The sequence below is a fragment of the Avibacterium gallinarum genome, assembly GCF_002921135.1.
Taxonomy (GTDB): Bacteria; Pseudomonadota; Gammaproteobacteria; order Enterobacterales; family Pasteurellaceae; genus Avibacterium; species Avibacterium gallinarum.
Window position 1 is genome coordinate 35,071 of record NZ_PQVJ01000031.1, and the last position, 26,634, is coordinate 61,704.

At 42.4% G+C, this 26,634-nt stretch carries 29 protein-coding genes, 1 pseudogene and 1 other annotated feature; of the genes and pseudogenes, 11 read left to right on the forward strand and 19 right to left on the reverse strand.

Going from position 1 to position 26,634, the window contains the following annotated elements; all coding sequences use genetic code 11:
- Window positions 1-3 precede the first annotated feature (3 nt).
- Complete coding sequence (leuA, locus tag C3007_RS09380) at window positions 4-1,557, reverse strand: 2-isopropylmalate synthase (protein ID WP_103854195.1); 1,554 nt, start codon at window positions 1,555-1,557, stop codon at window positions 4-6.
- 531 nt (window positions 1,558-2,088) lie between these two features.
- Between leuA and ccmA the strand changes: the two genes are divergently transcribed.
- The 11 genes from ccmA to C3007_RS09440 all read left to right on the forward strand — a co-directional run bounded on the left by ccmA (window position 2,089) and on the right by C3007_RS09440 (window position 10,309).
- Complete coding sequence (gene ccmA / locus C3007_RS09385) at window positions 2,089-2,739, forward strand: cytochrome c biogenesis heme-transporting ATPase CcmA (RefSeq protein WP_103854196.1); 651 nt, start codon at window positions 2,089-2,091, stop codon at window positions 2,737-2,739.
- 43 nt (window positions 2,740-2,782) lie between these two features.
- Entirely contained in the window at window positions 2,783-3,448 is a 666-nt protein-coding gene (gene ccmB, locus C3007_RS09390) for a heme exporter protein CcmB (protein ID WP_103854197.1), read from the forward strand.
- A gap of 39 nt (window positions 3,449-3,487) precedes the next feature.
- Window positions 3,488-4,231 carry a heme ABC transporter permease gene (locus tag C3007_RS09395; RefSeq protein ID WP_103854198.1) on the forward strand — a complete coding sequence of 248 codons (744 nt, stop codon included), beginning with the start codon at window positions 3,488-3,490 and terminating at the stop codon, window positions 4,229-4,231.
- A gap of 84 nt (window positions 4,232-4,315) precedes the next feature.
- Entirely contained in the window at window positions 4,316-4,519 is a 204-nt protein-coding gene (ccmD, locus tag C3007_RS09400; protein ID WP_103854199.1) for a heme exporter protein CcmD, read from the forward strand.
- Complete coding sequence (ccmE, locus tag C3007_RS09405; RefSeq protein ID WP_103854200.1) at window positions 4,516-5,031, forward strand: cytochrome c maturation protein CcmE; 516 nt, start codon at window positions 4,516-4,518, stop codon at window positions 5,029-5,031. The genes ccmD and ccmE overlap by 4 nt, the downstream gene beginning before the upstream one ends.
- A complete protein-coding gene (locus C3007_RS09410) occupies window positions 5,031-6,989 on the forward strand; it encodes a heme lyase CcmF/NrfE family subunit (protein ID WP_103854201.1) in 1,959 nt (652 codons plus the stop codon). The genes ccmE and C3007_RS09410 overlap by 1 nt, the downstream gene beginning before the upstream one ends.
- Window positions 6,990-6,999: 10 nt before the next feature.
- A complete protein-coding gene (locus C3007_RS09415; RefSeq protein WP_103854202.1) occupies window positions 7,000-7,545 on the forward strand; it encodes a DsbE family thiol:disulfide interchange protein in 546 nt (181 codons plus the stop codon).
- On the forward strand, window positions 7,545-8,027 hold the full coding sequence (locus C3007_RS09420) for a cytochrome c-type biogenesis protein (RefSeq protein WP_165779980.1): 483 nt from the start codon (window positions 7,545-7,547) through the stop codon (window positions 8,025-8,027). Before C3007_RS09415 ends, C3007_RS09420 begins: the two co-directional genes overlap by 1 nt.
- A gap of 3 nt (window positions 8,028-8,030) precedes the next feature.
- On the forward strand, window positions 8,031-8,930 hold the full coding sequence (gene ccmI / locus C3007_RS09425) for a c-type cytochrome biogenesis protein CcmI (RefSeq protein WP_103854203.1): 900 nt from the start codon (window positions 8,031-8,033) through the stop codon (window positions 8,928-8,930).
- A 409-nt stretch (window positions 8,931-9,339) separates the two neighbouring features.
- Entirely contained in the window at window positions 9,340-9,735 is a 396-nt protein-coding gene (gloA2, locus tag C3007_RS09435; RefSeq protein ID WP_103854204.1) for an SMU1112c/YaeR family gloxylase I-like metalloprotein, read from the forward strand.
- A 73-nt stretch (window positions 9,736-9,808) separates the two neighbouring features.
- Window positions 9,809-10,309: a DUF8095 domain-containing protein gene (locus C3007_RS09440; protein WP_165779981.1), complete on the forward strand. Its 501-nt coding sequence runs from the start codon at window positions 9,809-9,811 to the stop codon at window positions 10,307-10,309.
- Window positions 10,310-10,351: 42 nt separating this feature from the next.
- On the opposite strand, the gene hda is transcribed toward C3007_RS09440, so the two are convergent.
- The 18 genes and pseudogenes from hda to C3007_RS09530 form a co-directional block, all read right to left on the reverse strand.
- Window positions 10,352-11,041 (reverse strand): DnaA regulatory inactivator Hda, encoded by a 690-nt coding sequence (hda, locus tag C3007_RS09445; protein WP_341476369.1) that lies wholly within the window; start codon window positions 11,039-11,041, stop codon window positions 10,352-10,354.
- Between the two features lie 106 nt (window positions 11,042-11,147).
- A complete protein-coding gene (locus tag C3007_RS09450; protein ID WP_103854207.1) occupies window positions 11,148-12,401 on the reverse strand; it encodes a nucleobase:cation symporter-2 family protein in 1,254 nt (417 codons plus the stop codon).
- Between the two features lie 98 nt (window positions 12,402-12,499).
- Window positions 12,500-13,126 carry a uracil phosphoribosyltransferase gene (gene upp, locus C3007_RS09455; protein WP_103854208.1) on the reverse strand — a complete coding sequence of 209 codons (627 nt, stop codon included), beginning with the start codon at window positions 13,124-13,126 and terminating at the stop codon, window positions 12,500-12,502.
- Window positions 13,127-13,265: 139 nt separating this feature from the next.
- Window positions 13,266-13,769: a chorismate--pyruvate lyase family protein gene (locus tag C3007_RS09460; RefSeq protein ID WP_103854209.1), complete on the reverse strand. Its 504-nt coding sequence runs from the start codon at window positions 13,767-13,769 to the stop codon at window positions 13,266-13,268.
- A 9-nt stretch (window positions 13,770-13,778) separates the two neighbouring features.
- Window positions 13,779-14,396, reverse strand: coding sequence for a bifunctional phosphoribosyl-AMP cyclohydrolase/phosphoribosyl-ATP diphosphatase HisIE (gene hisIE / locus C3007_RS09465; RefSeq protein ID WP_103854210.1), 618 nt, complete (start codon window positions 14,394-14,396; stop codon window positions 13,779-13,781).
- On the reverse strand, window positions 14,380-14,967 hold the full coding sequence (locus C3007_RS09470) for a DUF2726 domain-containing protein (protein WP_103854211.1): 588 nt from the start codon (window positions 14,965-14,967) through the stop codon (window positions 14,380-14,382). The genes hisIE and C3007_RS09470 overlap by 17 nt, the downstream gene beginning before the upstream one ends.
- Window positions 14,964-15,737: an imidazole glycerol phosphate synthase subunit HisF gene (gene hisF / locus C3007_RS09475; RefSeq protein WP_103854212.1), complete on the reverse strand. Its 774-nt coding sequence runs from the start codon at window positions 15,735-15,737 to the stop codon at window positions 14,964-14,966. Before hisF ends, C3007_RS09470 begins: the two co-directional genes overlap by 4 nt.
- Window positions 15,719-16,468, reverse strand: coding sequence for a 1-(5-phosphoribosyl)-5-[(5-phosphoribosylamino)methylideneamino]imidazole-4-carboxamide isomerase (hisA, locus tag C3007_RS09480; protein WP_103854213.1), 750 nt, complete (start codon window positions 16,466-16,468; stop codon window positions 15,719-15,721). The genes hisF and hisA overlap by 19 nt, the downstream gene beginning before the upstream one ends.
- Window positions 16,469-16,491: 23 nt before the next feature.
- A complete protein-coding gene (locus C3007_RS09485; protein ID WP_103854214.1) occupies window positions 16,492-16,989 on the reverse strand; it encodes a protein disulfide oxidoreductase in 498 nt (165 codons plus the stop codon).
- Window positions 16,989-17,582 (reverse strand): imidazole glycerol phosphate synthase subunit HisH, encoded by a 594-nt coding sequence (gene hisH, locus C3007_RS09490; protein WP_103854215.1) that lies wholly within the window; start codon window positions 17,580-17,582, stop codon window positions 16,989-16,991. The genes C3007_RS09485 and hisH overlap by 1 nt, the downstream gene beginning before the upstream one ends.
- A 15-nt stretch (window positions 17,583-17,597) precedes the next feature.
- Window positions 17,598-18,611, reverse strand: coding sequence for a PDDEXK nuclease domain-containing protein (locus C3007_RS09495; RefSeq protein ID WP_103854216.1), 1,014 nt, complete (start codon window positions 18,609-18,611; stop codon window positions 17,598-17,600).
- A 29-nt stretch (window positions 18,612-18,640) separates the two neighbouring features.
- A pseudogene (gene hisB / locus C3007_RS09500) lies at window positions 18,641-19,734 on the reverse strand (bifunctional histidinol-phosphatase/imidazoleglycerol-phosphate dehydratase HisB).
- A gap of 48 nt (window positions 19,735-19,782) precedes the next feature.
- Window positions 19,783-20,838, reverse strand: coding sequence for a histidinol-phosphate transaminase (gene hisC, locus C3007_RS09505; RefSeq protein ID WP_103854217.1), 1,056 nt, complete (start codon window positions 20,836-20,838; stop codon window positions 19,783-19,785).
- A gap of 41 nt (window positions 20,839-20,879) precedes the next feature.
- Entirely contained in the window at window positions 20,880-21,869 is a 990-nt protein-coding gene (locus tag C3007_RS09510; protein ID WP_103854218.1) for a virulence RhuM family protein/type II toxin-antitoxin system death-on-curing family toxin, read from the reverse strand.
- A 45-nt stretch (window positions 21,870-21,914) separates the two neighbouring features.
- Window positions 21,915-23,213 (reverse strand): histidinol dehydrogenase, encoded by a 1,299-nt coding sequence (hisD, locus tag C3007_RS09515; protein WP_103854219.1) that lies wholly within the window; start codon window positions 23,211-23,213, stop codon window positions 21,915-21,917.
- 47 nt (window positions 23,214-23,260) lie between these two features.
- Window positions 23,261-24,160, reverse strand: a complete 900-nt coding sequence (gene hisG / locus C3007_RS09520) for an ATP phosphoribosyltransferase (protein WP_103854220.1) — start codon at window positions 24,158-24,160, stop codon at window positions 23,261-23,263.
- Between the two features lie 37 nt (window positions 24,161-24,197).
- Window positions 24,198-24,327 (reverse strand) — a sequence feature (His leader region).
- Window positions 24,328-24,416: 89 nt separating this feature from the next.
- The gene (locus C3007_RS09525) at window positions 24,417-25,160 is read right to left on the reverse strand and encodes a class I SAM-dependent methyltransferase (RefSeq protein WP_243397689.1); all 744 of its coding nucleotides are present in this window, start codon (window positions 25,158-25,160) and stop codon (window positions 24,417-24,419) included.
- Window positions 25,161-25,236: 76 nt separating this feature from the next.
- A complete protein-coding gene (locus tag C3007_RS09530) occupies window positions 25,237-26,487 on the reverse strand; it encodes an aromatic amino acid transporter (protein WP_103854222.1) in 1,251 nt (416 codons plus the stop codon).
- Between the last annotated feature and the right edge of the window lie 147 nt (window positions 26,488-26,634).

Sequence of the window (26,634 nt, forward strand, 5' to 3'; positions counted from 1 at the left end):
TCCTTAATTGATTGCATTTTTGCTTAATTTTAAATTTTCTACTTTATGTGAGCGGTAGATTGCATTAATGGCGTGGATAAGCGCACGCGCTGAAGATTCCACAATATCCGTTGCCAAGCCCACACCGTGGAAACGGCGTCCTTTATGTTCTACCACAATATCCACTTGACCGAGCGCTTCTGCGCCTTCCCCTTTCGCGGTTAAGTTATAGTTCAACATTTTTAAATCAATATTGGTGATTTTCAAGATAGCATTAAACACTGCGTCCACAGGGCCATTACCGCCGCTAGATACTTGGCTTAATTTCTCACCGTCTAGTTCCACTTGCACAAAGGCGGAAGCTGGTAAATGGCTGATCATTTGTGAAGTAATTACGTCTAAGGTTAAGCGATCTTCATCACCTTGTTGCATATCAATAAAGGCAAGAGCTTCTAAGTCATAATCGAACACTTGACCTTTTTTATCGGCAAGTTTCAAGAAAGCTTCGTATAATTTATCCAAATCATATTCATTTTCTTGATAACCCATTGAATCCATATGATTTTTTACCGCGGCACGGCCAGAGCGGGCAGTCAAATTCAATTTTTCTTTCTTCAAGCCAATGGTTTCTGGCGACATAATTTCATAGGTGTTTTTATTTTTCACCATACCGTCTTGGTGAATGCCCGAAGAATGGGCGAAAGCATTCGAGCCGACAATGGCTTTATTTGGCTGAATTGGCATATTACATAATTGGCTAACCATTTGGCTGACGCGGTGGATTTCTTGCGTATTAATGCGCGTATCCACGCCAAACAAGGCTTGACGCGTTTTAATCGCCATCACCACTTCTTCCAACGCCGTATTACCCGCACGCTCGCCGATTCCATTTACCGTACATTCAATTTGTCGCGCACCATTTTGCACCGCAGTTAACGAATTTGCTGTTGCCATACCCAAATCATTGTGGCAATGCACAGAAATCACCGCTTTATCAATATTCGGCACGCGGTTCATTACATTGGCGATAATATTGCCATATTCCATCGGCAAGCAATAACCCACGGTATCAGGAATATTCACTGTGGTCGCCCCAGCGTTAATGGCAGCTTCTACAATGCGGCAAATATTATCGATGCCCGTACGCCCTGCATCTTCGCAAGAAAATTCCACATCATCGGTATAACGGCGCGCGCGTTTTACGGCGTTGATCACCATTTCTACCACATCATCAAAAGTGCGGCGTAATTTAGCTTCAACGTGCAAGGCAGAAGTGGCAATGAAAGTATGAATACGAAAGGCTTCTGCCACTTTTAACGCTTCTGCTGCCACATCAATATCTTTATCTACTGCACGTGATAAGGCACAGACTCGGCTATTTTTAATGTTTTCCGCAATGGTGCGGACGGATTCAAAATCCCCCGCGGAAGACACAGGGAAGCCCACTTCCATTACGTCCACGCCAAGACGCTCAAGGGCAAAAGCGATTTGTAATTTTTCTTTTACTGTCAAACTGGCTTTCAACGCTTGTTCACCATCGCGTAAGGTGGTGTCAAAGATAATCACTTGATCTTGCATAATCTGTCCTTTCATTTTGAAGATATAAAAAAACCCGCCTAAAAAGTGCGGGTCAAATTTGGGAAGTTTTTACCTTGGTGTTTTTCATCCACAAGCTAGCCGCACAAAAACTGTGAGAGAAGCAGGTGGAGTGAGAGCAAAACACGAGTAAACATAAAACATAATCCTTCTTGAAAACGAGTTTTATCTTACTCGTTAAAAACAAACTGTCAAACAAAATTTTAGCATTTTTATCCAAGGTAAACGATTTACAAGAATTTGAGATAGATTAATAAACTATTATTTTACCGATAAAAAGATAAATATTTTGATCTGGCTAAAAAGTTTACTTTTTTATACCGCACTTTTTTAGAAATGGCGTGGATAAAATTTATTACATTTTTTTCTCAAAACAGCAAAAAGCAATTTTTGCGTTAAATCAACAATCCCCCACAAATACTACAAAAGAGTTAGTTTTTCTTTTGTGGAATAACTACGCTCACCTATGCCCTTGTGATAAAATCAGGGCATTTTTCGTCAAAGGTAGATTTTATGTCAATAATCAATCAATTACAGCTCGAACAAATTGCCTGCCAGCGTGGTGATAAAACCCTGTTTACGGATTTATCGCTCACTTGGCAAAGCGGTGATTTTGTGCAGATTGAAGGACATAATGGTATTGGCAAAACAAGCTTGTTACGCATTTTAGTTGGTCTTGCGCCACCTTTGGCAGGGCAAGTGTGTTGGAATGGGCAGGCGATCAAACAATGCCGTGAAGATTATTATTACCAACTGTTGTATTTGGGTCATCACGCAGGCATTAAGCCAGAGCTGACACCGTGGGAAAATTTGAAGTTTTATCAAGCCATTAGTCAATGTCAGCAGGGGGAAGAAGCCCTTTGGCAAGCGCTGGAAAAAGTGGGCTTAATTGGGCGCGAAGACATTATTTCAGGGCAACTTTCCGCAGGGCAACAACGGCGAATTGCCCTTGCGCGTCTGTGGCTTTCCCAAGCGCCATTATGGATTTTAGATGAGCCTTTTACCGCCATTGACAAAAATGGCGTATGCATTTTAACGCGTTTATTTGAACAGCAAGTGGAAAAAGGCGGAATGGTGATTTTAACTAGCCACCAAGAAATTCCAAGCGAACAATTACAAGTGTTAGATTTAGAGAAATATAAATGTTATCCACACCGCGAATAGCTTCATCATAGATAAAGTGCGGTGCAAAATTAGAGAATTTTTTATGCAGATATTTGCGCAAATCATCAAACGGGAATTACGCATTGCGATGCGAAAACAAACGGAGATTCTCAATCCGTTATGGTTCTTTTTGATTATTATCACCCTGTTTCCGTTAGTGATTGGCCCTGAACCGAAATTGCTGGCAGAAATCGCCCCCGGCGTGGCTTGGGTAGCAGCATTGCTTTCTGCCTTGCTTTCTTTTGAACGTTTGTTTCGCGATGATTTTATTGACGGCTCGCTGGAGCAATTAATGCTCAGCTCACAACATTTAGCCTTGACCGCCTTGGCAAAAGTAGTGGCGCATTGGTTATTAACAGGCTTGCCGCTCATTTTACTTTCACCCATTGCGGCGTTATTGCTTTCTTTGGATAGCCATATTTGGTGGGCGTTGGTGCTAACTTTATTGCTCGGCACACCAATTTTAAGCAGCCTTGGCGCGATTGGCGTGGCGCTCACTGTTGGGCTGCGCAAAGGCGGCGTGTTGTTGAGTTTATTAGTGTTACCTTTATTTATTCCAGTGCTAATTTTTTCTGCGTCCGTCCTTGAAGCAGCAGCACTTGCCTTGCCTTATAACGGGCAACTTGCTATTTTGGGCGCAATGTTATGTGCGGCACTGACCTTATCGCCTTTTGCCATTGCGGGGGCATTACGAATTAGCCTTGAATAGGCACAAGTTTTTATTTTTTGATTAAAGGAAAGATTGATTATGTGGAAATGGCTTCACCCTTATGCCAAATCAGAAACCCAATACCATTTATGCGGAAAATTTATTCCTTGGTTTGTGGCGCTTTCAACCTTATTAATTGGCACCGCCTTAGTTTGGGGCTTGGCGTATGCGCCAGCAGATTATCAGCAAGGCAACAGCTTTCGCATTATGTATATCCACGTTCCAGCGGCGATTTGGTCAATGAGCATTTATGTTTCAATGGCGATTGCGGGCGTGATTGGTTTGGTGTGGCAAATTCGCCAAGCGCATCTTTCTATTATCGCAATGGCACCGATTGGCACAGTATTCACCTTTATCGCCTTGGCAACAGGCGCAATTTGGGGCAAGCCAATGTGGGGAACTTGGTGGGTGTGGGACGCACGCCTCACTGCATCATTAATCTTATTTTTCTTATATTTAGGCGTGATTGCGCTGTATTCCGCATTCCAAGATCGCACAACGGGAATGAAAGCGGCGGCGATTTTATCGATTGTCGGTGTGATCAATATTCCAATTATTCACTTTTCAGTGGAATGGTGGAACACCTTGCACCAAGGGGCGAGCATCACGAAATTTGAAAAGCCGTCTATCGCTACGCCAATGTTAATTCCATTAATTTTATCGATTTTCGGTTTTATGGCATTAACCATTTGCTTAACCCTAGTGCGTTACCGTTTAGCGTTATTAAATGATGAGAAAAAACGCCCTTGGGTGAAAGCGTTAGTCAGTCAGCAAAAAATTTAACCAATTTGCACCGCATTTTCGTTTTCGTAAAAAATAAAGTACGGTGGTTTTTTCAAGAATTTTTAATTTTATAAGGATAAGATGATGTTTTTTGAATCTGTGAGTGATTTTCTGAATATGGGAGGCTACGGTTTTTACGTTTGGCTTTCTTATGGCATTTCTTTCTTAGCCATTGCAGGCTTGATCTTGCAAGGCGTGATGAGCAAGAAAAAGCTTATCAATGAAATTAAACGCGAACAACAACGCGCGCAATATGAACAAAACCGCAGAACAGGAGAAAGCCTATGAACCCAAGACGTAAATCGCGCTTAACCATTGTGTTATTTGTGTTAATTGGCGTGGCGGTGGCGTCATCATTGGTGCTGTATGCGTTGCGTCAAAATATTGATTTATTTTACACACCAACGGAAGTGATCTACGGTAAAAATGACGATGCGGAAACCAAACCGAAAGTAGGGCAACGTATCCGTGTGGGCGGAATGGTGGTGGCAGGCACGGTGAAACGTGATGACAAAAGCCTGAAAGTGGTGTTTGATCTCAACGATATTGGGCCTTCGATCACCGTGGAATATGAAGGCATTTTGCCCGATTTATTCCGTGAAGGGCAGGGCATTGTGGCACAAGGCGTGCTAAAAACACCAACGCTGTTGGAAGCAAGTGAAGTGTTAGCGAAACACGATGAAAATTATGTGCCGCCAGAATTAGGTGAGCAAATGAAAAAAGTGCATAAACCAATGGGTATTTCAGATTTAACGGGCGAAAGCGAGCGTGATCGTCAAGAAAAACAAGAAGGTAAATAATGATCGCAGAATTAGGAAACTATGCGTTAGCCTTGAGTTTGGGCGTTTCCCTGCTATTGGCGTTTTTCCCTTTATATGGCGCAGAAAAAAATAACGCGCAGCTAATGGCATTGGCGCGCCCAATGACGTATGGGTTATTTTTCAGCCTAACTTTAGCTTTTGCCAGTTTATTTTATTTATTTGCCACCAACGATTTTTCCGTGCAATATGTGGTGAATAATTCCAATACCAACTTGCCGTTGGCTTACCGCTTATCCGCCGTGTGGGGTTCGCACGAAGGATCGTTATTGCTATGGATTTGGTTGCTCACCTTATGGAGTGCGGCGGTTGCCTTTTTCAGCAAGCCGTTACCGCAAGAAGCGGTCGCGCGCGTGCTGGGGGTAATGGGCGTGATTACCATTGGTTTCTTAATTTTTGTCTTATTCACCTCCAATCCATTTGATCGCACCTTCCCTGATTTCCCTGTGGAAGGGCGAGAGTTAAATCCGCTGTTACAAGATGTCGGCTTGATTTTCCACCCACCGCTACTTTATATGGGCTATGTGGGCTTTTCCGTGGCGTTTGCTTTTTCTATTGCGTCATTAATGACAGGCAAACTAGACACCGCCTGGGCAAGATGGTCGCGCCCTTGGACAATGGCGGCTTGGGTTTTCTTAACCTTAGGGATTGTTCTCGGCTCTTGGTGGGCGTATTACGAACTCGGCTGGGGCGGCTGGTGGTTCTGGGATCCCGTAGAAAACGCGTCATTAATGCCTTGGTTGGCAGGAACGGCGTTATTGCATTCTCTTGCGGTAACCGAAAAGCGTGGCTCGTTTAAAGCTTGGACAGTATTGCTTGCGATTTTAGCCTTTTCCCTTTGCTTGCTCGGCACATTCCTTGTGCGTTCAGGCATTTTGGTTTCTGTTCACGCCTTTGCTTCCGATCCAACCCGTGGGCTTTATATTTTGGCTTATTTGATCGTGGTGATTGGCGGCTCGCTCACCCTGTATGCTTACAAAGGCAACCGAATTCGCTCAAGAGATAACGCCGAGCGTTATTCCCGTGAAACAATGCTATTGCTCAATAATATCTTATTAATGACCGCACTTGCAGTGGTCTTTTTAGGTACATTATTGCCGTTGGTGCATAAACAACTTGGCTTGGGCAGCATTTCTATTGGCGCGCCGTTCTTCGATCAAATGTTCCTATACATTATGATCCCTTTTGCCTTATTGCTTGGCATTGGGCCTTTGGTGAAATGGCGCAGAGATCAATTTTCTGCCATTAGAACGCCAGTGATTATCAGCCTAATTTTGATGCTAATTGCTGGCTTTGTACTGCCTTATTGGTTACAAGATCGCATCACTGCAACCTCCGTGCTTGGCGTGATGATGTCGGTGATTATCACTGTATTGGCATTATATGAATTACAACAGCGCGCTACGCACCGCCACAATTTCTTTGTGGGGCTAAGCAAACTTTCTCGCTCCCATTGGGGAATGGTGTTGGCGCATCTTGGCGTTGCGATGACCGTTTGGGGCATTGCCTTTAGCCAAAATTACAGCATTGAACGTGATGTGCGAATGAACGTGGGCGATAGCATTGATATTGCGGGTTATGATTTCAAATTCCAAGGTATTAGTGATGCCAATGGCCCGAATTATCTCGGTGGCAAAGCGGAAATTGAAATCAGCAAAAACGGCAAATACGAAACCACGTTGTATGCTGAAAAACGTTTTTATACCGTGAGTAAAATGTCAATGACAGAAGCGGCAATTGACTGGGGCTTTAGTCGCGATCTTTATGTGGCATTAGGCGAAAGCCTTGGCAATGGCGCGTGGGCATTGCGTTTATACTACAAACCCTTTATCCGTTGGATTTGGTTCGGCGGCGTATTTATGGCGTTAGGCGGCTTGCTCTGTATGTTTGACAGACGCTACCGTTTCAAACAGTTATTAACCAAAGCTCAAACAGAATAAGAAGGTCGTGATGAATAAAAAATATGCTATTCCTTTGATTTTATTTTTAGCGCTAACCATCGCCTTTTTCGTGCAATTACAACGAAATTCCAACGGCGATGATCCCAAAGCCTTGGAAAGTGCTTTAGTGGGTAAGCCCGTGCCAGCGGCAACTTTGCAAGATCTGTTTGAGAATAAAACGCACGATCACGGCATTTTCCAACAAGGTAAACCGATCTTATTGAATGTGTGGGCGACTTGGTGTCCCACTTGCTATGCAGAGCATCAATATTTGAATCAGCTCCATTCACAAGGGGTAACCATTATCGGTGTGGATTACAAAGACAAAACGGACAAAGCCATTAAATGGTTGAAAGATTTGGGCAATCCTTATCAGCTTGTGATTAAAGATGAAAAAGGAGCTTTCGGGCTGGATTTGGGCGTATATGGTGCGCCAGAAACCTTCATTATTGATGGCAAAGGTATCATTCATTATCGCTATGCAGGGGACGTGAACGAAAAAGTATGGCAAAGCACCTTGCAGCCGATTTATCAAAAATTAATGGAACAAAAATAATGCGAAAAATTCCTTATTTTTTCACCGCACTTTTATTTTGTGCCATCACGGCAAAGGCAGCCATTGAAGTGCGAAATTTTGCTTCAGCGCAGCAGGAACAGGATTACCAAAGCCTAACCCAAGAGCTACGTTGCCCGCAATGTCAGAACAATAATATTGCCGATTCCAACGCCACCATTGCCGTGGATATGCGCGAGAAAGTGTATGAATTGCTCAGCCAAGGGCAAAGCAAACAGCAAGTGGTGGATTATATGGTACAACGTTACGGCAATTTTGTTACCTACAACCCACCGCTCACACCGGCTACGGTGTTACTTTGGGCTGTGCCAGTTTGCCTTGTGCTGTTCGGCGGCATTTTAGTGTTACGCCGTAAACCGAAAAAACAACCACAGGCAAAACAAAGTGCGGTGCAAATTAATGATGAAAATTTAACCCAAGCGGAACAGCAACGTTTACAACAATTATTAAAGGATAAGGAATAAACAATGAATTTTTGGCTCATCAGTTTTGCGATCACCCTTATTGTGGCGCTAATTTGTTTTTATCCCTTATTATTTTCAGGCAAACAAGCGCTTGACAGCAACAAGCGTAACAAACTAAATAAAGCCTTTTATTTCAATCGCTTGAAAGAAATTGAAGAAGATGAACAGCAAGGTTTAATTGAAAACGCCTCGCAGTTACGCACGGAATTACAGCAAACCTTATTGCAAGATATTCCTGAAAATGAACAACTTCAGCAAGATGGCAAACGCTACGGCAAAATCTGGTTTGTATCGGGCTTTTTAACCTTAGCGATTTTAGCGGGGCTAGGCTATATGCAAGCAGGCGCTTGGCAGCAAGAAGCTATGCTCGAAAAAACCTACCAAAAACTACCGCACTTTTATGAGCGTTTAAAGGAAGAAGAAAGTAATCCAATGAGCGATCAAGAATTGCAACAATTCGCCACCGCATTACGCTTAAAATTGCAAAAAGAACCTAACAACGCGGCGGACTGGTGGACGCTTGGGCAAATTGCAATGAATCTGGATAAGGCACGTTTAGCCTATGACAGCTACGCCCGCGCGGTAAAATTAGATCCCGAAAATATCGAATACCAGCTTTCTTATGCGCGCATTTTAATGTTTTCCGATGATCAAACGGATAAAAACAAAGGAATGGATTTGCTCAAAGGCGTTCTGCGCAAAGATCACAGCAACCTACAAGCCCTCGGTTTACTCGCATTCCAATATTTTGAAAGCGAAGAATACAAAATGGCCGCAGTAACTTGGGCGATGATGTTACGCCTAATCCCCGAAAACGATCCAAGAGTCGCCCTGCTTGAAAAAAGCATCCGCGCCGCCCGCGATGCACAAGAAGAAAAGGAAAAGGCGGAGCAGAAAAAATAATCTTCTTACTTAAGATTAATGTGTAATTAAAAGAGCAAGTAATGTTTAATATTTTTAAAAGACCAGTAAATAAAGAAAGTTTACAATCGTGGTGTAAAATCCTTGATGATATTGCAAAAGTTGCGATTTTAGCCGCCTCTGTAGTACTATATGGAGAGAATGCGATCGGCTATAAAGTACTAAATTGTCTATTTCTTGTTATTTGCCTATGCTTGTTTATTTAGTGCAGATTTTATGCGTAAGAATTTAGAGAAATTGATAACAGAAAAGGAGGAGTAAATGGCATTTACAATTGGGCTTGGTATTATGGCAGCACTGTGCGTGCTACTTGCTGTTACCTTAGAAAAAAGTTTAAAAACAAAATAATTCATTGGCTTGCAAATTTTAGACTTTTAACTTTGTGTGAAAAATGAATTCATTATTTTTAGGTTTTCATCATATTGCAATTATTGCGTCAGATTATGCGAAATCTAAACATTTTTACACGCAGATTTTGCAGGCAAAGGTGCTTCAAGAAACCTATCGGGCGGAGCGAGAAAGCTATAAGTTGGATCTTGCCTTGCCCGATGGCAGTCAAATTGAGCTGTTTTCCTTTCCAAATCCGCCAGCTAGACCAACAAGACCAGAGGCTTGCGGTTTACGCCATTTGGCATTTAAAGTAAAAAATATTCATCAAGTTGTGGCATATTTAGCCCAACATAACATTTTTTGTGAACCTATCAGAGTGGACGAATTAACGGGTAAGCGATTTACCTTTTTTCAAGATCCTGATGGTTTGCCTTTGGAACTATATGAAATTGAATAAAATATTTGGTAACAAAATGAAAAAGTTAAATATAGCAACGGCTATCTTCCTTAGCTTTTTTAGCCATACTATTATGGCTGTTGAAGAAACGGCAGAGCCTTCTGGTTATGTGGAAGTTTTTCGTTTTTCTGAAAGTGAGCCAGAAAATCAAACTTATGTGAGCAAGGAAGAATCAAAACAACTTAATCCAAAGAAAATGAGCGATGCGGAAAAGCTAGCAAAAAGCATTGAGTTTGAAGTGTATGAAGTTGGCGAAAATCGTGTTGCTCACACGGTATTCAAATCTGGCGCTGGGATTTGTCGTGGGTTTAAATCGCATTATGGCGTGGATCTGACAGATTCTCGCACTTATTATGTTGATCAAGCCAATAATGAATATTATGCAAGCATTGCGGGCGCAACCATTTATTCTAAAAATGCGCCAGAAAATGTGCAATATGTGCCAGTATTTAACATTCAAGATGAAAAACTTGCCCAGCAAGTGCAAGATGAAGAAAATAAATACGGTAAACAAGTGGCAACACAAAATATTGCAAAAAATTCAGAAATGCTGAAAAAAACAATTTGTCGATAAAATGATTGAAAGATGAAAGGGAAGTATGATTACTTCCCTTTTTTATAGCTGCAAAATCTCTTTCACGAAAGGAATGGTGAGTTTACGTTGCGCCTGCAAAGAAGCTTTGTCTAAATCTGCCAACGCTTGGAATAGGGTGTGCATATCGCGATCAAGGCGTTTAAGCAGAAAGTTAGCCGTTTCATCAGGCAATTCAATGCCACGAGAATGAGCTTTTTGTTGTAATACATTAATTTTTTGTTCATCCGTTAATGAGGCAAGCTGGTAACTTTCCCCCCAAGATAAGCGTGAAGCCAAGTCAGGCAATTTCACTGGCAAGGCGTTTGGCGATTGGTTAGCGCTGATGAGCAAAATGCCGCGCCCTTGTTCGCGCATACGGTTAATCAGATCAAAAATGGCCAGTTCCCATTCATCATTGCCGATCACTGCTTGAATATCGTCTAAGCAAACTAAATCTTGCTGTTCTAAATTTTCCAGCACTTCTGGGGAGAAATATTGCGATTTGCTCAATGGCACATAAATAGAAGGGCGTTGCTGCACTAAAAATTCATTGGAGCAGGCTTTTAGCAAGTGGGTTTTTCCGCTACTTTCCGATCCCCAAACGTAGAAAAACTGCTGTTTCGGATCAGCAAAATTTTTATGCAAGGAATCCAGCAACAATAAATTATTGTCGGCATAAAAATTCTCAAGGGTTTCTTCATCAATTTGATGAATGGGAAGCGGTAACTGCAAATCTAATAACCAATGTGTTCGTAAACTAAAGTGCGGTAAGAATATACAAAAAAAATAGGGATAAATAAAGCCTACCCCTATTTTCTGCGTTGAATTTGGTGGAATTTTATTCTTGAATTTCGACCTGATCTTTCGCTTTCGGTAAAATCAAGTTAAGAATAATCGCCACAACCGCACACAAACTAATGCCTTTTAGTGAAATTTCGCCGAAGTTCACGAACATTCCACCGATCCCAAAGGTCATCACCACGGAAATAATGCACAGATTGCGCGCTTCGGTAACATCAACTTTACCACGGATTAAGGTACTCATTCCCACCACGGCAATCGAGCCGAACACCAACATCATAATGCCGCCCATCACGATAGTTGGAATGGTGGAAAGGAATGCGCCCACTTTTCCGCAGAAAGAAATAGCAATCGCCCATACCGCAGCCCAAGTCATAATATTTGGATTGAAGTTACGTGTTAGCATCACCGCGCCAGTCACTTCAGCATAAGTGGTATTTGGTGGGCCGCCTAATAATGAAGCCGCAGTGGTTGCCACGCCATCACCCAATAACGTGCGGTGTAACCCTGGTTTTTTTAGGAAATCTTTGCCTGTTACCGAGCTAATCGCCATAATGCCGCCAACGTGTTCAACGGCAGGGGCAATAGCGATAGGTAAGAGATATAAAATCGCTTCAAGTTTAAATTCTGGCGTGGTGATATTTGGCAGGCTGAACCAAGGTGCATCTAGTACAGGTTGGAAATTGATTAAGCCTAAAAATAAGCACAGCACATAACCTGCGGTGATCCCAAACATAATCGGGATTAATTTCATAATGCCTTTCGCAAACACCGCAACAGAAAGGGTAGTCAGCAAGGTAACCATTGAAACGAGTACCGCATCATTGTATTCATAGGCGGAACCTTTACCTAATGCCATATCCACCGCCACAGGCGCTAAACCCATACCGATAATAATGATCACAGGGCCAACCACCACAGGCGGGAACACTTTTTGCAATGCTTCTGCGCCTCTTAATTTAACTAAGGTACTCAGTGCGAAATACACTAAGCCCGTGCAGGCCAGCCCGCCCATGGTTACCGCAATGCCCCAAGTAGCCACGCCATATTGGATTGGTGCGATGAAAGCAAAAGAAGATGCCAGAAAAATTGGCACTTGTTTTCCCGTGCATAATTGGAAAAGCAATGTTCCCACGCCTGCGGTTAATAAGGCGGTGTTGGCATCTAGCCCGGTAATTAACGGCACAAGCACTAACGCACCAAAGGCCACAAACAACATTTGCAAGCCGACAAAAGCTTGCTTCGCTTTACTTTCCACCTCGACAGGTGCATTTGGATTGGTTTTTGTCATTTTAAGTTTCAACTCTCTGTCTGAATTAACTTTAAAAAACGCTTTATTTGCATAAAACGCACGGAAAAAAACGGCATAAATGCCGTTTCTAAAAAAGGTTATTTTGTACCAAAAATCTTATCGCCTGCATCACCCAAGCCCGGGATAATGTAGCCTTGCTCATTTAATTTTTGATCGATAGAAGCAGTGTATAATTCCACATCAGGGTGCGCTTTTTCTAACGCGGCAATCCCTTCAGGAGCTGCCACTAACACTAATACTTTGATTTGATTACAGCCTTTTTCTTTTAACAAATCAATGGTTGCAATCATTGAACCGCCTGTTGCCAGCATTGGATCTACCACTATAGCCAAGCGTTCTTCTAAATCACTGGCGAGTTTTTGGAAGTAAGGCACAGGTTGAAGGGTTTCTTCATCACGGTACATTCCCACCACGCTAATTCTTGCACTTGGGATATGCTCTAATACGCCGTCCATCATTCCTAGACCAGCACGCAGAATTGGTACAACGGTTACTTTCTTACCTTTAATGCGATCCACTTCCACCGGACCGCACCAGCCGTCAATGATGACTTTTTCCGTTTCTAAATCTGCCGTTGCTTCATAAGTGAGTAAGCTACCCACTTCCGTGGCTAATTCACGGAAATCTTTGGTGCTAACATCAGCGGCACGCATTAAACCGAGTTTGTGTTTGACTAATGGATGTTTGACTTCAACAATTTTCATCTGTAACCCCTTATTTCGACCCGTAAAAATAAAATCGACAAATTCTAAATCAAAGTGATGAAAATGAACAGCGAAATTATGCAAAATTAGTGAAAAAAGTGCGGTGCGTTTTCACTGATTTTTTTATATAAAGGAAAAATTAGGCAGGAAAAGGAAATTCTGCGAGAAATAACTCTTTGATTTGTAAAGGATAGCCTTTGAGATCAAAATCAGAATAGCGCGCATAAAGCCCCGTTTCAGGATCTTGTCGCCAATATAGCGAAACACGCTGCATAGGTTGTTTAAATAACCACAAACCAATGGGCTGTTCACCCAGTTGAAGCACATATTGCGCGACATTCTGCACAGTGGTTTCAGGAAGTGTCGTTTGCGCAAAAATCCACGGCGTGCCATCGCCTTTCAGCAACACTTCGCGTAACCAAATTTGCTCAAGTGCGGTGCTTTTTGGCGAAATTTTTTCGCTTAAATTTTCTTGCCAGCCTTGGTGAATTACTTCTACACTAAGTTGCTGGCAGGCTTGCTGCAATTTCTGCGTTAGCGAACCTTGATGTTGCACCCATTGGGCAATTTCAGGTGCAGCAAAATGCCCTGATGTTTGCCAATCAGGGCGAGCGAGTAATTCACGATAACGTTCAAAATCCATTTTTTAGACTTATTTTTGATGACGTTCTTTCAGCTTAGCGATAATATCCGCCCAGCTCAAGTCGGCATCTTGCAATAATACGGTTAAGTGATAGGCCAAATCCGCCGCCTCGCAAATGGTTTCTTCGCGATCTTTTACGGTTGCCGCCAGCGCAGTTTCCACGCCTTCTTCGCCCACTTTCTGCGCAATGCGTTTCGTACCGCGGGAATACAAATGCGCGGTGTAAGAACTTTCAGGATCTGCGCCTTTGCGGCTAGCAATTAAACGTTCTAATTTGCTAAAAAAGATCCAATCAGGCTGGCTTGATTTTTCAAATTGATGAAAACAACTTTCCTCGCCAGTATGACAAGTTTCGCCAATGGGATCGGCCAGAATCAATAGGGTATCATTATCGCAATCCAAACTCATATCCACCACATTAAGGAAATGTCCCGAACTTTCCCCTTTCGTCCATAAACGTTGTTTGGTGCGTGAATAAAAAGTAACACGTTGTTCTGCAAGCGTTTTTTTAAGGGCTTCTGAATTCATATAACCCAACATTAACACTTCACAAGTGCGGGCATTTTGCACAATAACAGGCAGCAAACCACCTACTTTTTGCCAATTAATTTCAGATATGGTAATCATTACATCGTCCTTCTTGTTTCATTTTAATATTTTCTTTATGCAAAATTTTAGAAACTTTTTCTAAATCTAATTCATCGTAATCTTGCATAAATTCTAAGTAGTCAATTTCCGCTTTACGGCAAACCTCTTTTTTAACAGCATCTCGTTCAATCGCATTATTTTGAAAATGTCCTGAACCTTGATATTCAATTACCACTGTTGGCATACCTTTGCGGTTAATAATGAGGAAATCTACTCTTTTACTATTAATTTTTGCAAAGGCGTTATTATCATTTGAGCAAATAAATTCGCCCATTGATACCTGACTAAATAAACGAAAATATTGTCCTTGATGATGTTTTTCCAATAACGATTCCAAACGACGAAATAAGGAATATTCGCACTTATTCATCAAGCATTTTTTCTTAAAATCTGCTTTTTCAATCAAGGCTAAAGCAGAATGGGAAGTAAAGTCTGCTTTATATCGTTTTGTAGGTTTAAAAATGATTTTTAGAATTAAAGCTACTGAAAAAAGAGCAAATACAAAAGCCCAAATGCCCCCAATTATTGCAAAATAACTACTTTGCATCATAGCCTCACGTTAATTTGTTGCTGTTGTAAATAGCATTTTAGTTCCCCAATATCAATAATCCGCTTATGAAACACGCTCGCTGCTAGCGCACCGTCCACATTGGCTTCAATAAAGGCATCGCGGAAATGCACCATTTCGCCTGCGCCGCCTGATGCAATGAGTGGCACGTTGCACACATCACGCACTTTTTTGAGCTGCGCTAAATCATAGCCTTGACGCACGCCGTCTTGGTTCATCATATTTAGCACGATTTCACCTGCCCCGCGTTTTTGCACTTCTTGCACCCAATCCAGCGTTTGCCAGTGGGTTTGGCGGGTGCGTTTTTCATCGCCAGTGTATTGGTTCACCCAATATTTATCTTGTTCGGCATCATACCAAGTGTCGATCCCCACCACAATGGCTTGCACGCCAAAGCGATCCGCTAAGCGAGAGATTAACTCGGGATCGGCAAGTGCGGGGGAATTTATCGAAATTTTATCTGCGCCAAAGGTGAAAATTTGCTCGGCATCCGCAATGGTTTTGATGCCACCCGCCACACAGAACGGAATATTGATTTCTTTCGCCACACGTTCTACCCAGCTTTTATCCACCGTGCGTCCGTCTGATGAGGCGGTGATGTCGTAAAACACCAGTTCGTCCGCGCCTTCTTCCGCATAGCGTTTCGCTAAGGGAACAATATCGCCAATAATTTCGTGATTGCGAAATTGCACGCCTTTCACCACCTGCCCATCACGAACGTCTAAGCAAGGAATTATGCGTTTTGCCAACATTGAATTGCCTCCGCTACATCAAATTTTCCTTCTAATAAAGCGCGTCCGACAATCACGCCAGCCACGCCAGTTTCTTTTAATGCCGCAATATCGGCCAGTGAGCCAATGCCGCCTGAAGACTGAAATTCAATCTGTGGAAAAGCAGCACAAATTTCTTGGTATAAGGCGACATTTGAGCCTTGCAATGTGCCATCACGAGAAATATCAGTGCATAAAACGTGCTGCAAGCCCACTTGGCGGAAATCGTCAATCACTTGCTCTAACGTCAGCGAGCTAGTTTCTTGCCAGCCGTGAATGGCGATGTGTTTTTCACCGTTCACAATATGAATATCTAAGGCGAGAACAAATTTTTCCGCACCATAGTTAGCGAACCATTGTTTCACCATTTCAGGTTGTTTGACCGCCGTTGAACCAACCACCACACGATTTGCCCCAACGGATAATAAATTTGCCACATCTTGCTCTGTGCGAATACCACCGCCCACTTGAATATTAGCTTGTGTGGCGGCAATGATTTCGCCAATAAGTTTAGTTTGGCGTTGGCTTGGATCTTTCGCCCCTGTTAAATCCACCAAATGCAACTGCTTTGCCCCTTGCGATAAATAATGTTGAAATTGTGCAATGGGGTTGTCGCTGTATTGTGTTTGCTGTGCGTAATCCCCTTGGTATAAGCGCACGACCTTGCCGTCAATCAGATCAAGTGCGGGGATAATTTGTGATGTTTTTTTCATTGTTGTGTTCTCTTTTGTTTTTATTAACTAAGCCATAAACGTAATTTCAAGCCCCATGGGCTGCTTAAGCCTGTGGTAGTGTGAACGATTTTGCCGTTTTTTATAATGATAATGCTTGGCGTAACCTGAATGTGCCATTGGGCGGAAAGCGTCCCCTGTGGATCATTTACGGTCAAAAAATCATATTGATGTTGCTGTAGATAGTCTTGTACAGCCTGATCATTGCCTGATTTTAACGCCACGCTCACCAAGCATTGCACGCCATCATTGGCAAGGCTTGCAATGCTTGGTGATGTGAGCGAGCAAATGCTGCACCAACTGCCCCAAAAGTAGAGTAGGACAGGTTTCTCTTTGCTGAGCTTAGCTAATTGAACGCTTTCCCCATTCAATGCAAGCAAAGTCTGTTGCAAAGCATTTTCTGGGGCATTCGGTCGCCGCCAATAATCCACCGCAAAAGATAATGCCGTAACGAGCAGGGAAAAAACAAGTAAATTTTTCACCGCACTTTTGATTTTATTCATTACAGATTTTCCATAAAATTCCGCAATAACTGCTCGCCCACCTTGCCTGAACGCTCGGGGTGAAATTGCACGCCGTAGAAGTTATTTCTTGCAATCGCCGCAGAAAATGGCACGCCATAATCGCAGATGGCAATGGTATTTTCATTCGGCAACACCGCATAGCTATGCACGAAATAGAAATAACTATCTTGCGGAATATCGCTAAAGAGCGGGTGATTATCCTGATAATGCACCTTATTCCAACCCATATGCGGCAATGGCAGCCCTTTATTTGGCAAGCGTTGCGTGTTGCCGTTAATCAGTTTAAGGGTTTCTATTTCACCTTCAGCGGAAAAATCGGTCATTAGTTGCATTCCCAAACAAATGCCTAATACAGGCTGAGTGAGCTGTTGAATTGTTTCAATTAATTGTCGAGATTGCATACTTTGCATTGCGGCTGACGCAGTCCCCACCCCCGGCAAAATAAGTTTTTCTGCACTTTGAATTTTGGCTAAATCATCGGTAATTTCCGCCTGATAGCCCAAACGCTCAAACGCAAATTTCACCGAAGAAAGATTAGCGCAGCCTGTGTTGATGATAGTAATGGTTTGCATCGTTTTCTGAATTTCCTAGCTTTCTTGTTGTTTTTGTTCAAAGTTTTCGATTTCTTTGCGTATTTCTGTCAGTAATAATTCTTCTGATGGTAGATAAAGTTGATATTGGCTGGCAAAAATTTGCTGTTGATTTTCAGGTAAAGAAAATTTCACCACGCTATCATTTTTATCTGCACATAATAAGATGCCAATGGTTGGATTTTCTCGTGGCAGTTTTTCAACCCGATCAAAATAATTCACATACATTTGCAACTGCCCCAAATCCTGATGAGTTAATTTGTGGGTTTTGATTTCAATAATCACAAAGCATTGCAGCAAGCGATTGTATAAAACGAGATCCACGAAAAAATCATCGCCATCAAGATGTAAACGTTTCTGACGGGCTACAAAAGAAAAACCGTTGCCTAATTCAAGTAAAAATTCTTGCAAGTGAGTAATAATGGCTTGTTCAAGATCTTTTTCGTAATAGGCGCTTTCACGTTGCAGACCAAGAAATTCCAATACCATCGGATCTTTGATAATCTGTTTCGGATCACTAGGGATAAGCTGATTATTCGCCACCGCAAGCACGGTTTCTTTATCGTTACTCAATAATAAACGTTCGTATAAACTGCTGTTGATTTGGCGTTCTAACTGGCGAGAACTCCAATTATTTTTGATACTTTCACCAATATAAAACTCGCGTTTATCGGGATCGTTAATTGAAATTAAACTTTTATATTGCGTCCAGTTTAATTGCGTCCGCAGTGCGGACGCAATTGGAAATGTGCGATAAAATTGACGATAGCGTTCTAACTGACGAGCTGAAAATCCGGTGCCAAACTCCGGTTGTAATTGCTTCGCGAGAGATTTAATCAAATAAACTCCATAATCTGCCCGCTCTTGTCCTTGCTGTTCTTCTTCAAAAATACGCTTGCCAATGTGCCAATACATCAGCACGCGCTGAAAATCCACCGCTCTCACCGCATTTTCACGGGATTGTGCGATGATCTGTTTAATATCAGTAATGATGGTTGTGTTGGTTAGCATTTCTAATCCCTTGAAATTTAAGGTAATAATTAAAGAACACCCTTACTACTCGGCATTTCATTCCCTTCAATGCGAATAGCTTGTCTTAATGTACGTCCGAACACTTTAAACAGGCTTTCGGTTTTATGGTGATCGTTGTCGCCGCTGGCTTTTAAGTGTAAGGTGGCGAGCATTGTAAATGCAAGGGATTGGAAAAAATGTTCCGTCATTTCCGTGCTGAAATCGCCCACTTTTTCACGTTTAAATTTGGCTTTGAATTTGAAATAAGGACGCCCTGAAAGATCCAACGCACATTCTGCTTTGCATTCGTCCATTGGTAACACGAAACCAAAGCGCGCAATGCCGCGTTTATCGCCAATGGCTTGTTTCAACGCGGTGCCGAGCGCAAGTGCGGTGTCTTCCACGGTGTGGTGTTCGTCAATGTGTAAATCCCCTTTGCAGTTTACGTTCATTCTAAAACCGCCGTGGGTAGCAATTTGATCAAGCATATGATCGAAAAATCCCACGCCAGTTTGAATTTGATTTATGCCTGTTTCATCTAGCCAAACTTGTACTTTAATGTCGGTTTCCTTGGTTTTGCGTACCACTTCAGCATAGCGCGGTTGGCGCTCGCCAATATTGGTTACAGGCTCGTTCAAAAGTTTTTCAGCAATCAGCTCCCAATTGAGTTTTTCTGGGTGATATTGCAGGGCTTGAATGCCTAAGTTTTCTGCCAATTGCACATCGGTAGCGCGATCGCCAATCACAAAGCTGGTGGCAGGATCAAATAACTGCTTTTCAATATATTTTTTCAGCAATTTCGTTTTGGGTTTACGGCATTGGCAATTGTCTTCAGGCTTGTGCGGACAAATTAAAATATCATCAAATTCAATGCCTTGTGAACGGAAAAGATCAAGCATTGCATTATGCGGTTTATCAAAATCCTCTTTAGGAAAGGAATCCGTGCCTAAGCCATCTTGATTTGAAACCATCACAAAACGATATTTTTTTTCAATTTTAATAGCGCAGGAATCACATTTTTTTCAAATTTTAATTTCTCTAAACGATCAATTTGAAAATCTGTTTTCGGTTCGTCAATTAATGTACCATCACGGTCGATAAATAAGATTGATTGCTGTGTCATTTTAGTTTTCCTTTTATTTTTAATAAATAAGTGCGGTGGTTTTTTTCATTATTTTTGCGAGCTAATCGCCTCAACCACCTGTAAATTTTCCTCGGCTGTTCCAACTGTAATTCGGATACAATTTTCTAGCCCTAAGGCGTTATTTTGATTGCGTAAAATAATGCCTTGTTCCCAAAGTGATTTAAATATGTCGTTACCATTTTTAAATTTCACTAAAATATAATTGGCTTCGCTCGGGAAAATATCTTGTACTTGTGGTAAGCGTTGTAATTGTTCAATTAGCCATTGGCGTTGGGCTTTTACTTGCTCGACATTATTTTGCATTTCGTTCAAACCCTGTGCAGACAAGGCTTGCGTGGCAAGATCCGAAACAGGCACGGGAATAGGGTAAGGGGCGATAACTTTTTGTAATATGCCGATAAGTTCTTGATTGGCAAGTGTAAAACCGCAACGTAACCCAGCTAAAGCAAAGGCCTTGGAAAGGGTGCGAATGATGGCAAGATGCGGGTAGTTTGTCAGCATTTGTACTATCGTGCTTTCAGGGCAAAACTCAATATAGGCTTCGTCCACCACTACGATCGCACGGTTTTTGGCCATTTCTAATAATTGGATTAAATCCGCACGGCGCAAAAGATTGCCAGTGGGGTTATTTGGGCTACAAACGAAAATAACTTTCATCTTGGCAAGATTATTTGCAATATTAGCTAAATCTAACTGAAAATCTGCCGTTAATGGCACGGTTTTTGCTGTGATACCGCAGGTTTCTGCGCTCACGGCATACATTCCATAAGTTGGCGGACAATAAAGCACCTGATCGTCCGCTTCGCAAAAGGCGCGAATAATCAGCTCAATGCCTTCATCGCCCCCACGAGTAACTAACACATTTTCAGGTGCTACCCCCGCATAAGCAGCATAAGCATTCAGTAGTTTTTCAGGCTGAGCTTCAGGGTAACGATTAAATTGGCGCTGCTGCAAATTCAAATCAGGGGAAAGCGGGTATTCATTGGCATTAAGCCACACATCGCCATTGCCCCCCAAACGGCGCGCCGATTGGTAAGGGGTTAAGGCTTGAATATTTTTGCGTGATAATGTTGTGATTGTCATTTTTGTTCTCTCTAAAAATTTTTGTTTTTTTGACCGCAGTTTTATTTGATTAAAATAAAATGCTCAATAAGTTTTATCATCAATTCTTTCTGTTCTGGCAAACTTTCTGCCACAAGCAGAGCAAGCGCCACCAAGGTATTATCATTAATCAGTTGTTCTACTGGCTTGGCAAGCAAATGTTGATTTAATCTTAAATACCAAAGAAATAGAAATGCGCCAGTTCGTTTATTTCCATCAGTAAGTGGATGATTTTTAATGATAAAATATAACAAATGTGCCGCACGGCTAGCGATATTTGGATAAAATAACTCCTCACCAAAACCTTGTTCAATGGTATGAATAGCAGACGCCAGTCCGTCATTGCGAGGGTTGGCAAATAATGGTGTGGCTTCGCCTTTTTCGATGAGCGTTTGCTTTAATTGTGCTATCGCGTTTTCGACGTCTGGTATTAATAATGGGCGCATTTCATTTTGTTTTTGCTGATTGGAATTTAGATTTTGCTCGTCATAAGCCTGCAATAAGCTCCAGCTGCGTGAGTATTCTTGCACCACGGCAAGCACAGCTTTTCCTTCTTCATTCACTAACGTTTGATTACTTAATGTACGATCCAGCAGGGCGATAACTTGACCAAACTCTACACCTTTTTCAGCTAAACGTTTTTGATTTAACGTATAACCTTGAACAAGATATTCTTTAAGGCGTTGAGTTGCCCAAATACGAAATTGCGTGCCAGCTTTTGAATTAACTCGGTAGCCTACAGAAATAATTGCGTCAAGATTGTAGAACTCAATATTACGTTCAACTAGTCGCTCCCCTTCTTTTTGAACTGTTGCATTTTTTGCAACAGTTGAAGTTGGATCTAATTCTCCTTCTTTGAAAATATTACGCAAATGGCGTGAAATAACGGATTTATCACGCCCGAATATATCTGCCATTTGCTGTAAGCTAAGCCAAACCGTTTCTTGATTAAACTGCACTTCAACCTGAGTTGAACCATCTTGCGATTGATAAATTTCAATTTGATTTTGCATATTCTCTCCGTGAATTAACTGTATATAAAACCAGTTAATTATTTATTATTTGAGCGAATTTTGCAACTTTTCTAACCGAATTAACACCGCATTTTTATGTGCGTCGAGCTGTTCAGCGGTGGCCATTTGGATCACTGTTGGTGCGAGATCTTGGAAGCCTTGTGGACTGAGTTCTTGTACGGTCATTCGTTTGCTGAAATCCGCTAAACCTAGGCTGGACGTGGTGCGAGTGTAGCCGTAAGTGGGCAGAACGTGGTTGGTGCCGCTGGCGTAATCGCCCATACTTTCAGGGCTGTATGCGCCGAGAAAAATGGATCCTGCGTTATCTAGTTGATCGAGCAATGCGCGGGCGTTTTCCACTTGTACTACCAAATGCTCTGGGGCGTATTGATTGCTGATTTCTACTGCTTGCGCTAAGTCTTCGGCAATAAAAATACGACTGTGAGCCAAGGCTTGCCGTGCGGTTTCAGCACGGGGTAATAGGGCAAGTTGGCGTTCGATGGCAAGTGCGGTGTTTTTTGCTAACGTTTTGCTCGGGGTAACCAAAATCACTTGGCTATCAGCACCGTGTTCCGCTTGAGAGAGCAGATCGCTGGCGACAAAATCGGGATCAGCATTTTCGTCTGCCAAGACCAGCACTTCAGAAGGGCCTGCTTGCATATCAATAGCAGCACCGTTCAGCGCTTGGCTCACTTGACGTTTGGCTTCAGTAACAAAGGCGTTGCCGGGGCCGAAAATTTTATCCACTTTCGCCACTGTTTCCGTGCCAAATGCCATTGCTACAATAGCTTGCGCGCCACCTACTGCATAAATGGTTTCTACGCCACATAAATTTGCTGTATATAAAATTTCATCGGCAATCGGCGGGGGAGAGCAAAGCACGATTTTTTTACAGCCCGCAATTTTGGCTGGAATAGCAAGCATTAACACGGTAGAAAAAAGTGGCGCTGATCCCCCCGGAATATACAATCCAACGCGATTAATCGGGCGAGTAACCACCTGACAACGCACGCCAGCCTGCGTTTCAATATCCACCGGTTGTGGAATTTGTGCTTGGTGAAAGCGTTCAATATTGGCTTTCGCATTTTGAATAGCGGTTTTGAGCGCTTCGGGTAAACGTGCTGTGGCGGCTTGAATGGCTTGTTGCGGCACAATCAGGCTGTCTAACTTCACCTTGTCGAACTTTTTACTGAGTTCAAATAACGCCTTATCACCATTACCTTGCACATTTTCACGAATAGCGTTTACTGCGTCTTTAATGCTTTTTGCGGCGGAAAGGGCTGGGCGCATTAGGGCTTGTTGTTTCTCTTGTTCTGTTAAGTTTTTCCAAATAAGCGTTTGCATAATTGTTCCTTATTTTTCCTTAAAATTTCGCAAATTTTCACCGCACTTTATGCCAGCATTTTTTCAATTGGCAGCACTAACACGGAGCTTGCGCCTTCGGCTTTGAGCTGTTCCATTGTTTCCCAGAACAGGGTTTCTTGGCTAACTGCGTGTAGTGCTACTTTGCTTTCATCGTGCGCAAGGGGCAGAATGGTTGGGTTTTCTACGCCCGGCAGTAGGGCGATAATGCGTTCGAGCTGTGCTTTAGGGGCGTGGAGCATAATGTATTTCGATTCTCCTGCCTGTTGCACGCCTTGAATGCGGGTGAGGAGTTTGTCCACAAGGGCTTGTTTTTCGTTTGATAACGGTTCTTTGCGTTGAATCAAGCAGGCGGTGGAGCGATAAATCACTTCCACTTCTTTTAAGCCGTTTGCTTCAAGGGTTGCGCCCGATGACACTAAATCACAAATAGCATCAGCTAAACCTGCAGACGGAGCAACTTCCACCGAACCATTGAGCAGGGTGCTTTTGAAGGCAACGCCTTGTTCGTTCATATAGCGTTTGAGTAAATTAGGGTAGGAGGTGGCAATGCGGCAGTTGGTGAAGTCTTGCACGCCGTTGTAAGTGCGATCGCGATCAATGGCTAAGGATAAACGGCAGCCGCCAAAATCTAAGGTGCGTAATTTTTTGTAAGCCACGCTTTCGCCTGTGGCAAGGCGACCGAGTTCTTCCTCTTCCAGCACGTTTTCGCCGATAATACCGAGATCTACAATGCCGTCAAAAATTAAGCCGGGAATATCGTCATCACGCACACGCAGAATTTCAATGGGCATATTTTCCGCATAAGCGATTAAACGTTGTTCGTTCCAGTTAATTTTTACGCCACATTGTTTGAGCAGCTCGGCGCAATCTTTGCTGAGGCGACCTTTTTTTTGTAACGCAATGCGTAATCTTGTTGTGTTTGCCATTTGTTTTTCCTTTATTAATGTTATTAAAATTAAGCTATAAAAAAACCTCTCGAAAGTTGGCTTCCGAGAGGTTTTTAGGGTTGTGATTTGCAGTACTCACTCGGAAGTCTTATCTTCCAAGCAATCGCCATCGCCCGAAAGATTATTCAGGGTGATGGTGATGATGAGTATTGCGATTAAAATTCATTTTGTGTTTCTCCAAAAAATAACTGCCTACTAATCTATGCAAAAAAACTTTTTTATGCAAGCAAAATTTTCAACTTTTTTTCGCTTTAATGAAAAGTAACACGGGGCGATGCTGCAAATCCTTGAATTCTTGCTGCCATTCGGGGCGATCTGCCAGCATTGGCTCAACCATTTTTTCGATTTGAAAACCTGCGCGAATCAGATCATTTACAATGGTAGAAAGGGTGCGATGATAGGTTTTAAAAGGTTGTTTGAACCAATTTCGATCCCGCTCCCCTTCATCACGATAATAATTTAGACGATAAGCAAGTTGTTGTTTATGCTGATCTTTTTCCCAACGCTCGCCACCTTGATAGCAAGTTACAATGGGGTGTTCTTGTGAGAAAATAAGCGTGCCGTTAGTGTTGAGCTTGGCATAAATATCCGCGAGCAGTTGGGGAAAATCCTGCACATAATGAAAGGCGAAAGAGCTGGTAATCACATCAAAATTATCATCAGGCAAGGTATTTAACTGTTCCATCGCAAGCTGGTGCAATGCAAAGTGCGGTTGTTTTTCGGCGAGATTTTTTGCTGCCTGCTGCAACATTGCTTGAGATAAATCCATTCCCACCACAAATGCTGCACCTTTTTGTAAATAAAGCTGCAAATGCTCGCCCATTCCACAACCCAGATCGAGCAGCTTTTTGCCTGTTAAATCAGGCAGTAAACTTAGCATTGTGGGTTTTTCCACAATTTCATTCAGGCTAATAGGGTTTTGACGTAATTTTTGGTAAAGCTCAAAAAAGCCTTCTTTATCGTAAACGGAGGTTTTCATTATCGTTATGGGAAAAAATTAGCACGGTTTCCCGTGCTAATGGTTGAAATTTAAGCCTATTTTAAGCGATTTAGGTTTATCTGCCAAATACCGGTAACAAGCCAAAGAGATCAGGCAGTTGAATAAAGATATTGAGCAGACCGAACAGGATAACGAAGTAAATCATTCCGTTGCCACCATAAACTTGGTAGGTTTGGTTTGGATATTTCGCGCGGCAAGCCTTGGCAAGAAGCGCAGGAATGATCACCGCCCAAATGGTCGCTGCAAGTCCTGCGTAGCCAATGGCGATCACAAAGCCATAAGGGAAAAGCAGACTTAAAATCAACGGCGGTAAGAAGGTGATTAATGCGGTTTTTGTTCTGCCTGCGCTGCTGTTATCGAATTTGAATAAATCTGCAATGTAATCAAATAAGCCAAGGGTTACGCCAAGGAATGAGCTGGCGATCGCCATATAGGCAAAGAAACGCAACATTAAGCCCACAAAATTGGTTTGGATTTGGCTATTCAAGGCTTCAAGTAATGCTGCAATGTCGCCGCCTTTTTGGATCACAGGGATAAATTCATTACGCGGCAAATTGCCCTGAATGGCAAGCTGCCATAGCATATAGATGATTAATGCGATGAATGTGCCGTAAATAATAGATTTGGTCACTTTGCTGCTATCACGATCATAATATTTCACTAAGCTCGGCACATTTTGGTGGAAACCGAAAGACACTAAACAAACTGGTAAAGCAGCAAGAGCGAATGGTAGATATTGGCTATCTTCTGTGGCTAGGCTATCAAGCAAAATATCGGTGTTTACCATTCCTAATAAATTGGTTACAGAAAGCAAAAAGGCGACTACCATTCCCGCGATTAAAACGGTACTAAAGCGATCCACAGCTTTGGTGGAAAACCACACGAAAAAGGCGAGTACTGCACAGAAAATCAGCGAGCCAGAAATGCGTCCAATTTCCACCGCACTTTGTTCGCTGCTAAATAATTGATTCAGAAAACTTTCCGTTAAACCACCGCCAGAGGTGATATAGGCATAGGTGAGAATGTACAACACAAATGCAACGGACAGTCCATTAATCACGTTCCAGCCTTTGCCGAGCAAGTCTTTCACAATGGTGTCAAAACTTGCCCCTGTGGGATAATGCAAGTTGGCTTCAAGCAGCATTAAGCCCGATATGGTCATACAAAACCACGTGTAGCAAAGGATCAAAATAGAACCGATAAACCACACGCCAGAAGTGGCAATGGGGTTTGCCAACATTCCTGCACCAATGGTGCCACCAGCGATAATCATTGCGCCGCCGAATAAGGAAGGATTTTTTTTCATAAATTCACCTATAAGTTTAATACTGGTATCGATGAACTATTATAATAGTACAAAATAAAAATACAATGGCTAAATTGCTCGTTTAACTTGGCAAAAGCAAAAAAATCAAGCTATAATTCAAGGGTTTTATTACCATTCATTAACTAG

Bases quoted from the DNA above. Each gene is read 5' to 3' on its own strand.
- C3007_RS09530 (WP_103854222.1), bottom strand. From the start codon at position 26,487: ATGAAAAAAAATCCTTCCTTATTCGGCGGCGCAATGATTATCGCTGGT.
- hisIE (WP_103854210.1), bottom strand. From the start codon at position 14,396: ATGATTACCATATCTGAAATTAATTGGCAAAAAGTAGGTGGTTTGCTG.
- C3007_RS09395 (WP_103854198.1), top strand. From the start codon at position 3,488: ATGTGGAAATGGCTTCACCCTTATGCCAAATCAGAAACCCAATACCAT.
- C3007_RS09525 (WP_243397689.1), bottom strand. From the start codon at position 25,160: ATGAAAACCTCCGTTTACGATAAAGAAGGCTTTTTTGAGCTTTACCAA.
- C3007_RS09420 (WP_165779980.1), top strand. From the start codon at position 7,545: ATGCGAAAAATTCCTTATTTTTTCACCGCACTTTTATTTTGTGCCATC.
- ccmD (WP_103854199.1), top strand. From the start codon at position 4,316: ATGTTTTTTGAATCTGTGAGTGATTTTCTGAATATGGGAGGCTACGGT.
- C3007_RS09410 (WP_103854201.1), top strand. From the start codon at position 5,031: ATGATCGCAGAATTAGGAAACTATGCGTTAGCCTTGAGTTTGGGCGTT.
- hisC (WP_103854217.1), bottom strand. From the start codon at position 20,838: ATGACAATCACAACATTATCACGCAAAAATATTCAAGCCTTAACCCCT.
- C3007_RS09460 (WP_103854209.1), bottom strand. From the start codon at position 13,769: ATGGATTTTGAACGTTATCGTGAATTACTCGCTCGCCCTGATTGGCAA.
- hisA (WP_103854213.1), bottom strand. From the start codon at position 16,468: ATGAAAAAAACATCACAAATTATCCCCGCACTTGATCTGATTGACGGC.
- ccmA (WP_103854196.1), top strand. From the start codon at position 2,089: ATGTCAATAATCAATCAATTACAGCTCGAACAAATTGCCTGCCAGCGT.
- C3007_RS09495 (WP_103854216.1), bottom strand. From the start codon at position 18,611: ATGCTAACCAACACAACCATCATTACTGATATTAAACAGATCATCGCA.
- ccmE (WP_103854200.1), top strand. From the start codon at position 4,516: ATGAACCCAAGACGTAAATCGCGCTTAACCATTGTGTTATTTGTGTTA.
- upp (WP_103854208.1), bottom strand. From the start codon at position 13,126: ATGAAAATTGTTGAAGTCAAACATCCATTAGTCAAACACAAACTCGGT.
- C3007_RS09510 (WP_103854218.1), bottom strand. From the start codon at position 21,869: ATGCAAAATCAAATTGAAATTTATCAATCGCAAGATGGTTCAACTCAG.
- C3007_RS09415 (WP_103854202.1), top strand. From the start codon at position 7,000: ATGAATAAAAAATATGCTATTCCTTTGATTTTATTTTTAGCGCTAACC.
- C3007_RS09470 (WP_103854211.1), bottom strand. From the start codon at position 14,967: ATGATGCAAAGTAGTTATTTTGCAATAATTGGGGGCATTTGGGCTTTT.
- gloA2 (WP_103854204.1), top strand. From the start codon at position 9,340: ATGAATTCATTATTTTTAGGTTTTCATCATATTGCAATTATTGCGTCA.
- leuA (WP_103854195.1), bottom strand. From the start codon at position 1,557: ATGCAAGATCAAGTGATTATCTTTGACACCACCTTACGCGATGGTGAA.
- C3007_RS09440 (WP_165779981.1), top strand. From the start codon at position 9,809: ATGGCTGTTGAAGAAACGGCAGAGCCTTCTGGTTATGTGGAAGTTTTT.
- hisG (WP_103854220.1), bottom strand. From the start codon at position 24,160: ATGGCAAACACAACAAGATTACGCATTGCGTTACAAAAAAAAGGTCGC.
- hisH (WP_103854215.1), bottom strand. From the start codon at position 17,582: ATGCAAACCATTACTATCATCAACACAGGCTGCGCTAATCTTTCTTCG.
- C3007_RS09450 (WP_103854207.1), bottom strand. From the start codon at position 12,401: ATGACAAAAACCAATCCAAATGCACCTGTCGAGGTGGAAAGTAAAGCG.
- C3007_RS09485 (WP_103854214.1), bottom strand. From the start codon at position 16,989: ATGAATAAAATCAAAAGTGCGGTGAAAAATTTACTTGTTTTTTCCCTG.
- ccmI (WP_103854203.1), top strand. From the start codon at position 8,031: ATGAATTTTTGGCTCATCAGTTTTGCGATCACCCTTATTGTGGCGCTA.
- ccmB (WP_103854197.1), top strand. From the start codon at position 2,783: ATGCAGATATTTGCGCAAATCATCAAACGGGAATTACGCATTGCGATG.
- hisD (WP_103854219.1), bottom strand. From the start codon at position 23,213: ATGCAAACGCTTATTTGGAAAAACTTAACAGAACAAGAGAAACAACAA.
- hisF (WP_103854212.1), bottom strand. From the start codon at position 15,737: ATGTTGGCAAAACGCATAATTCCTTGCTTAGACGTTCGTGATGGGCAG.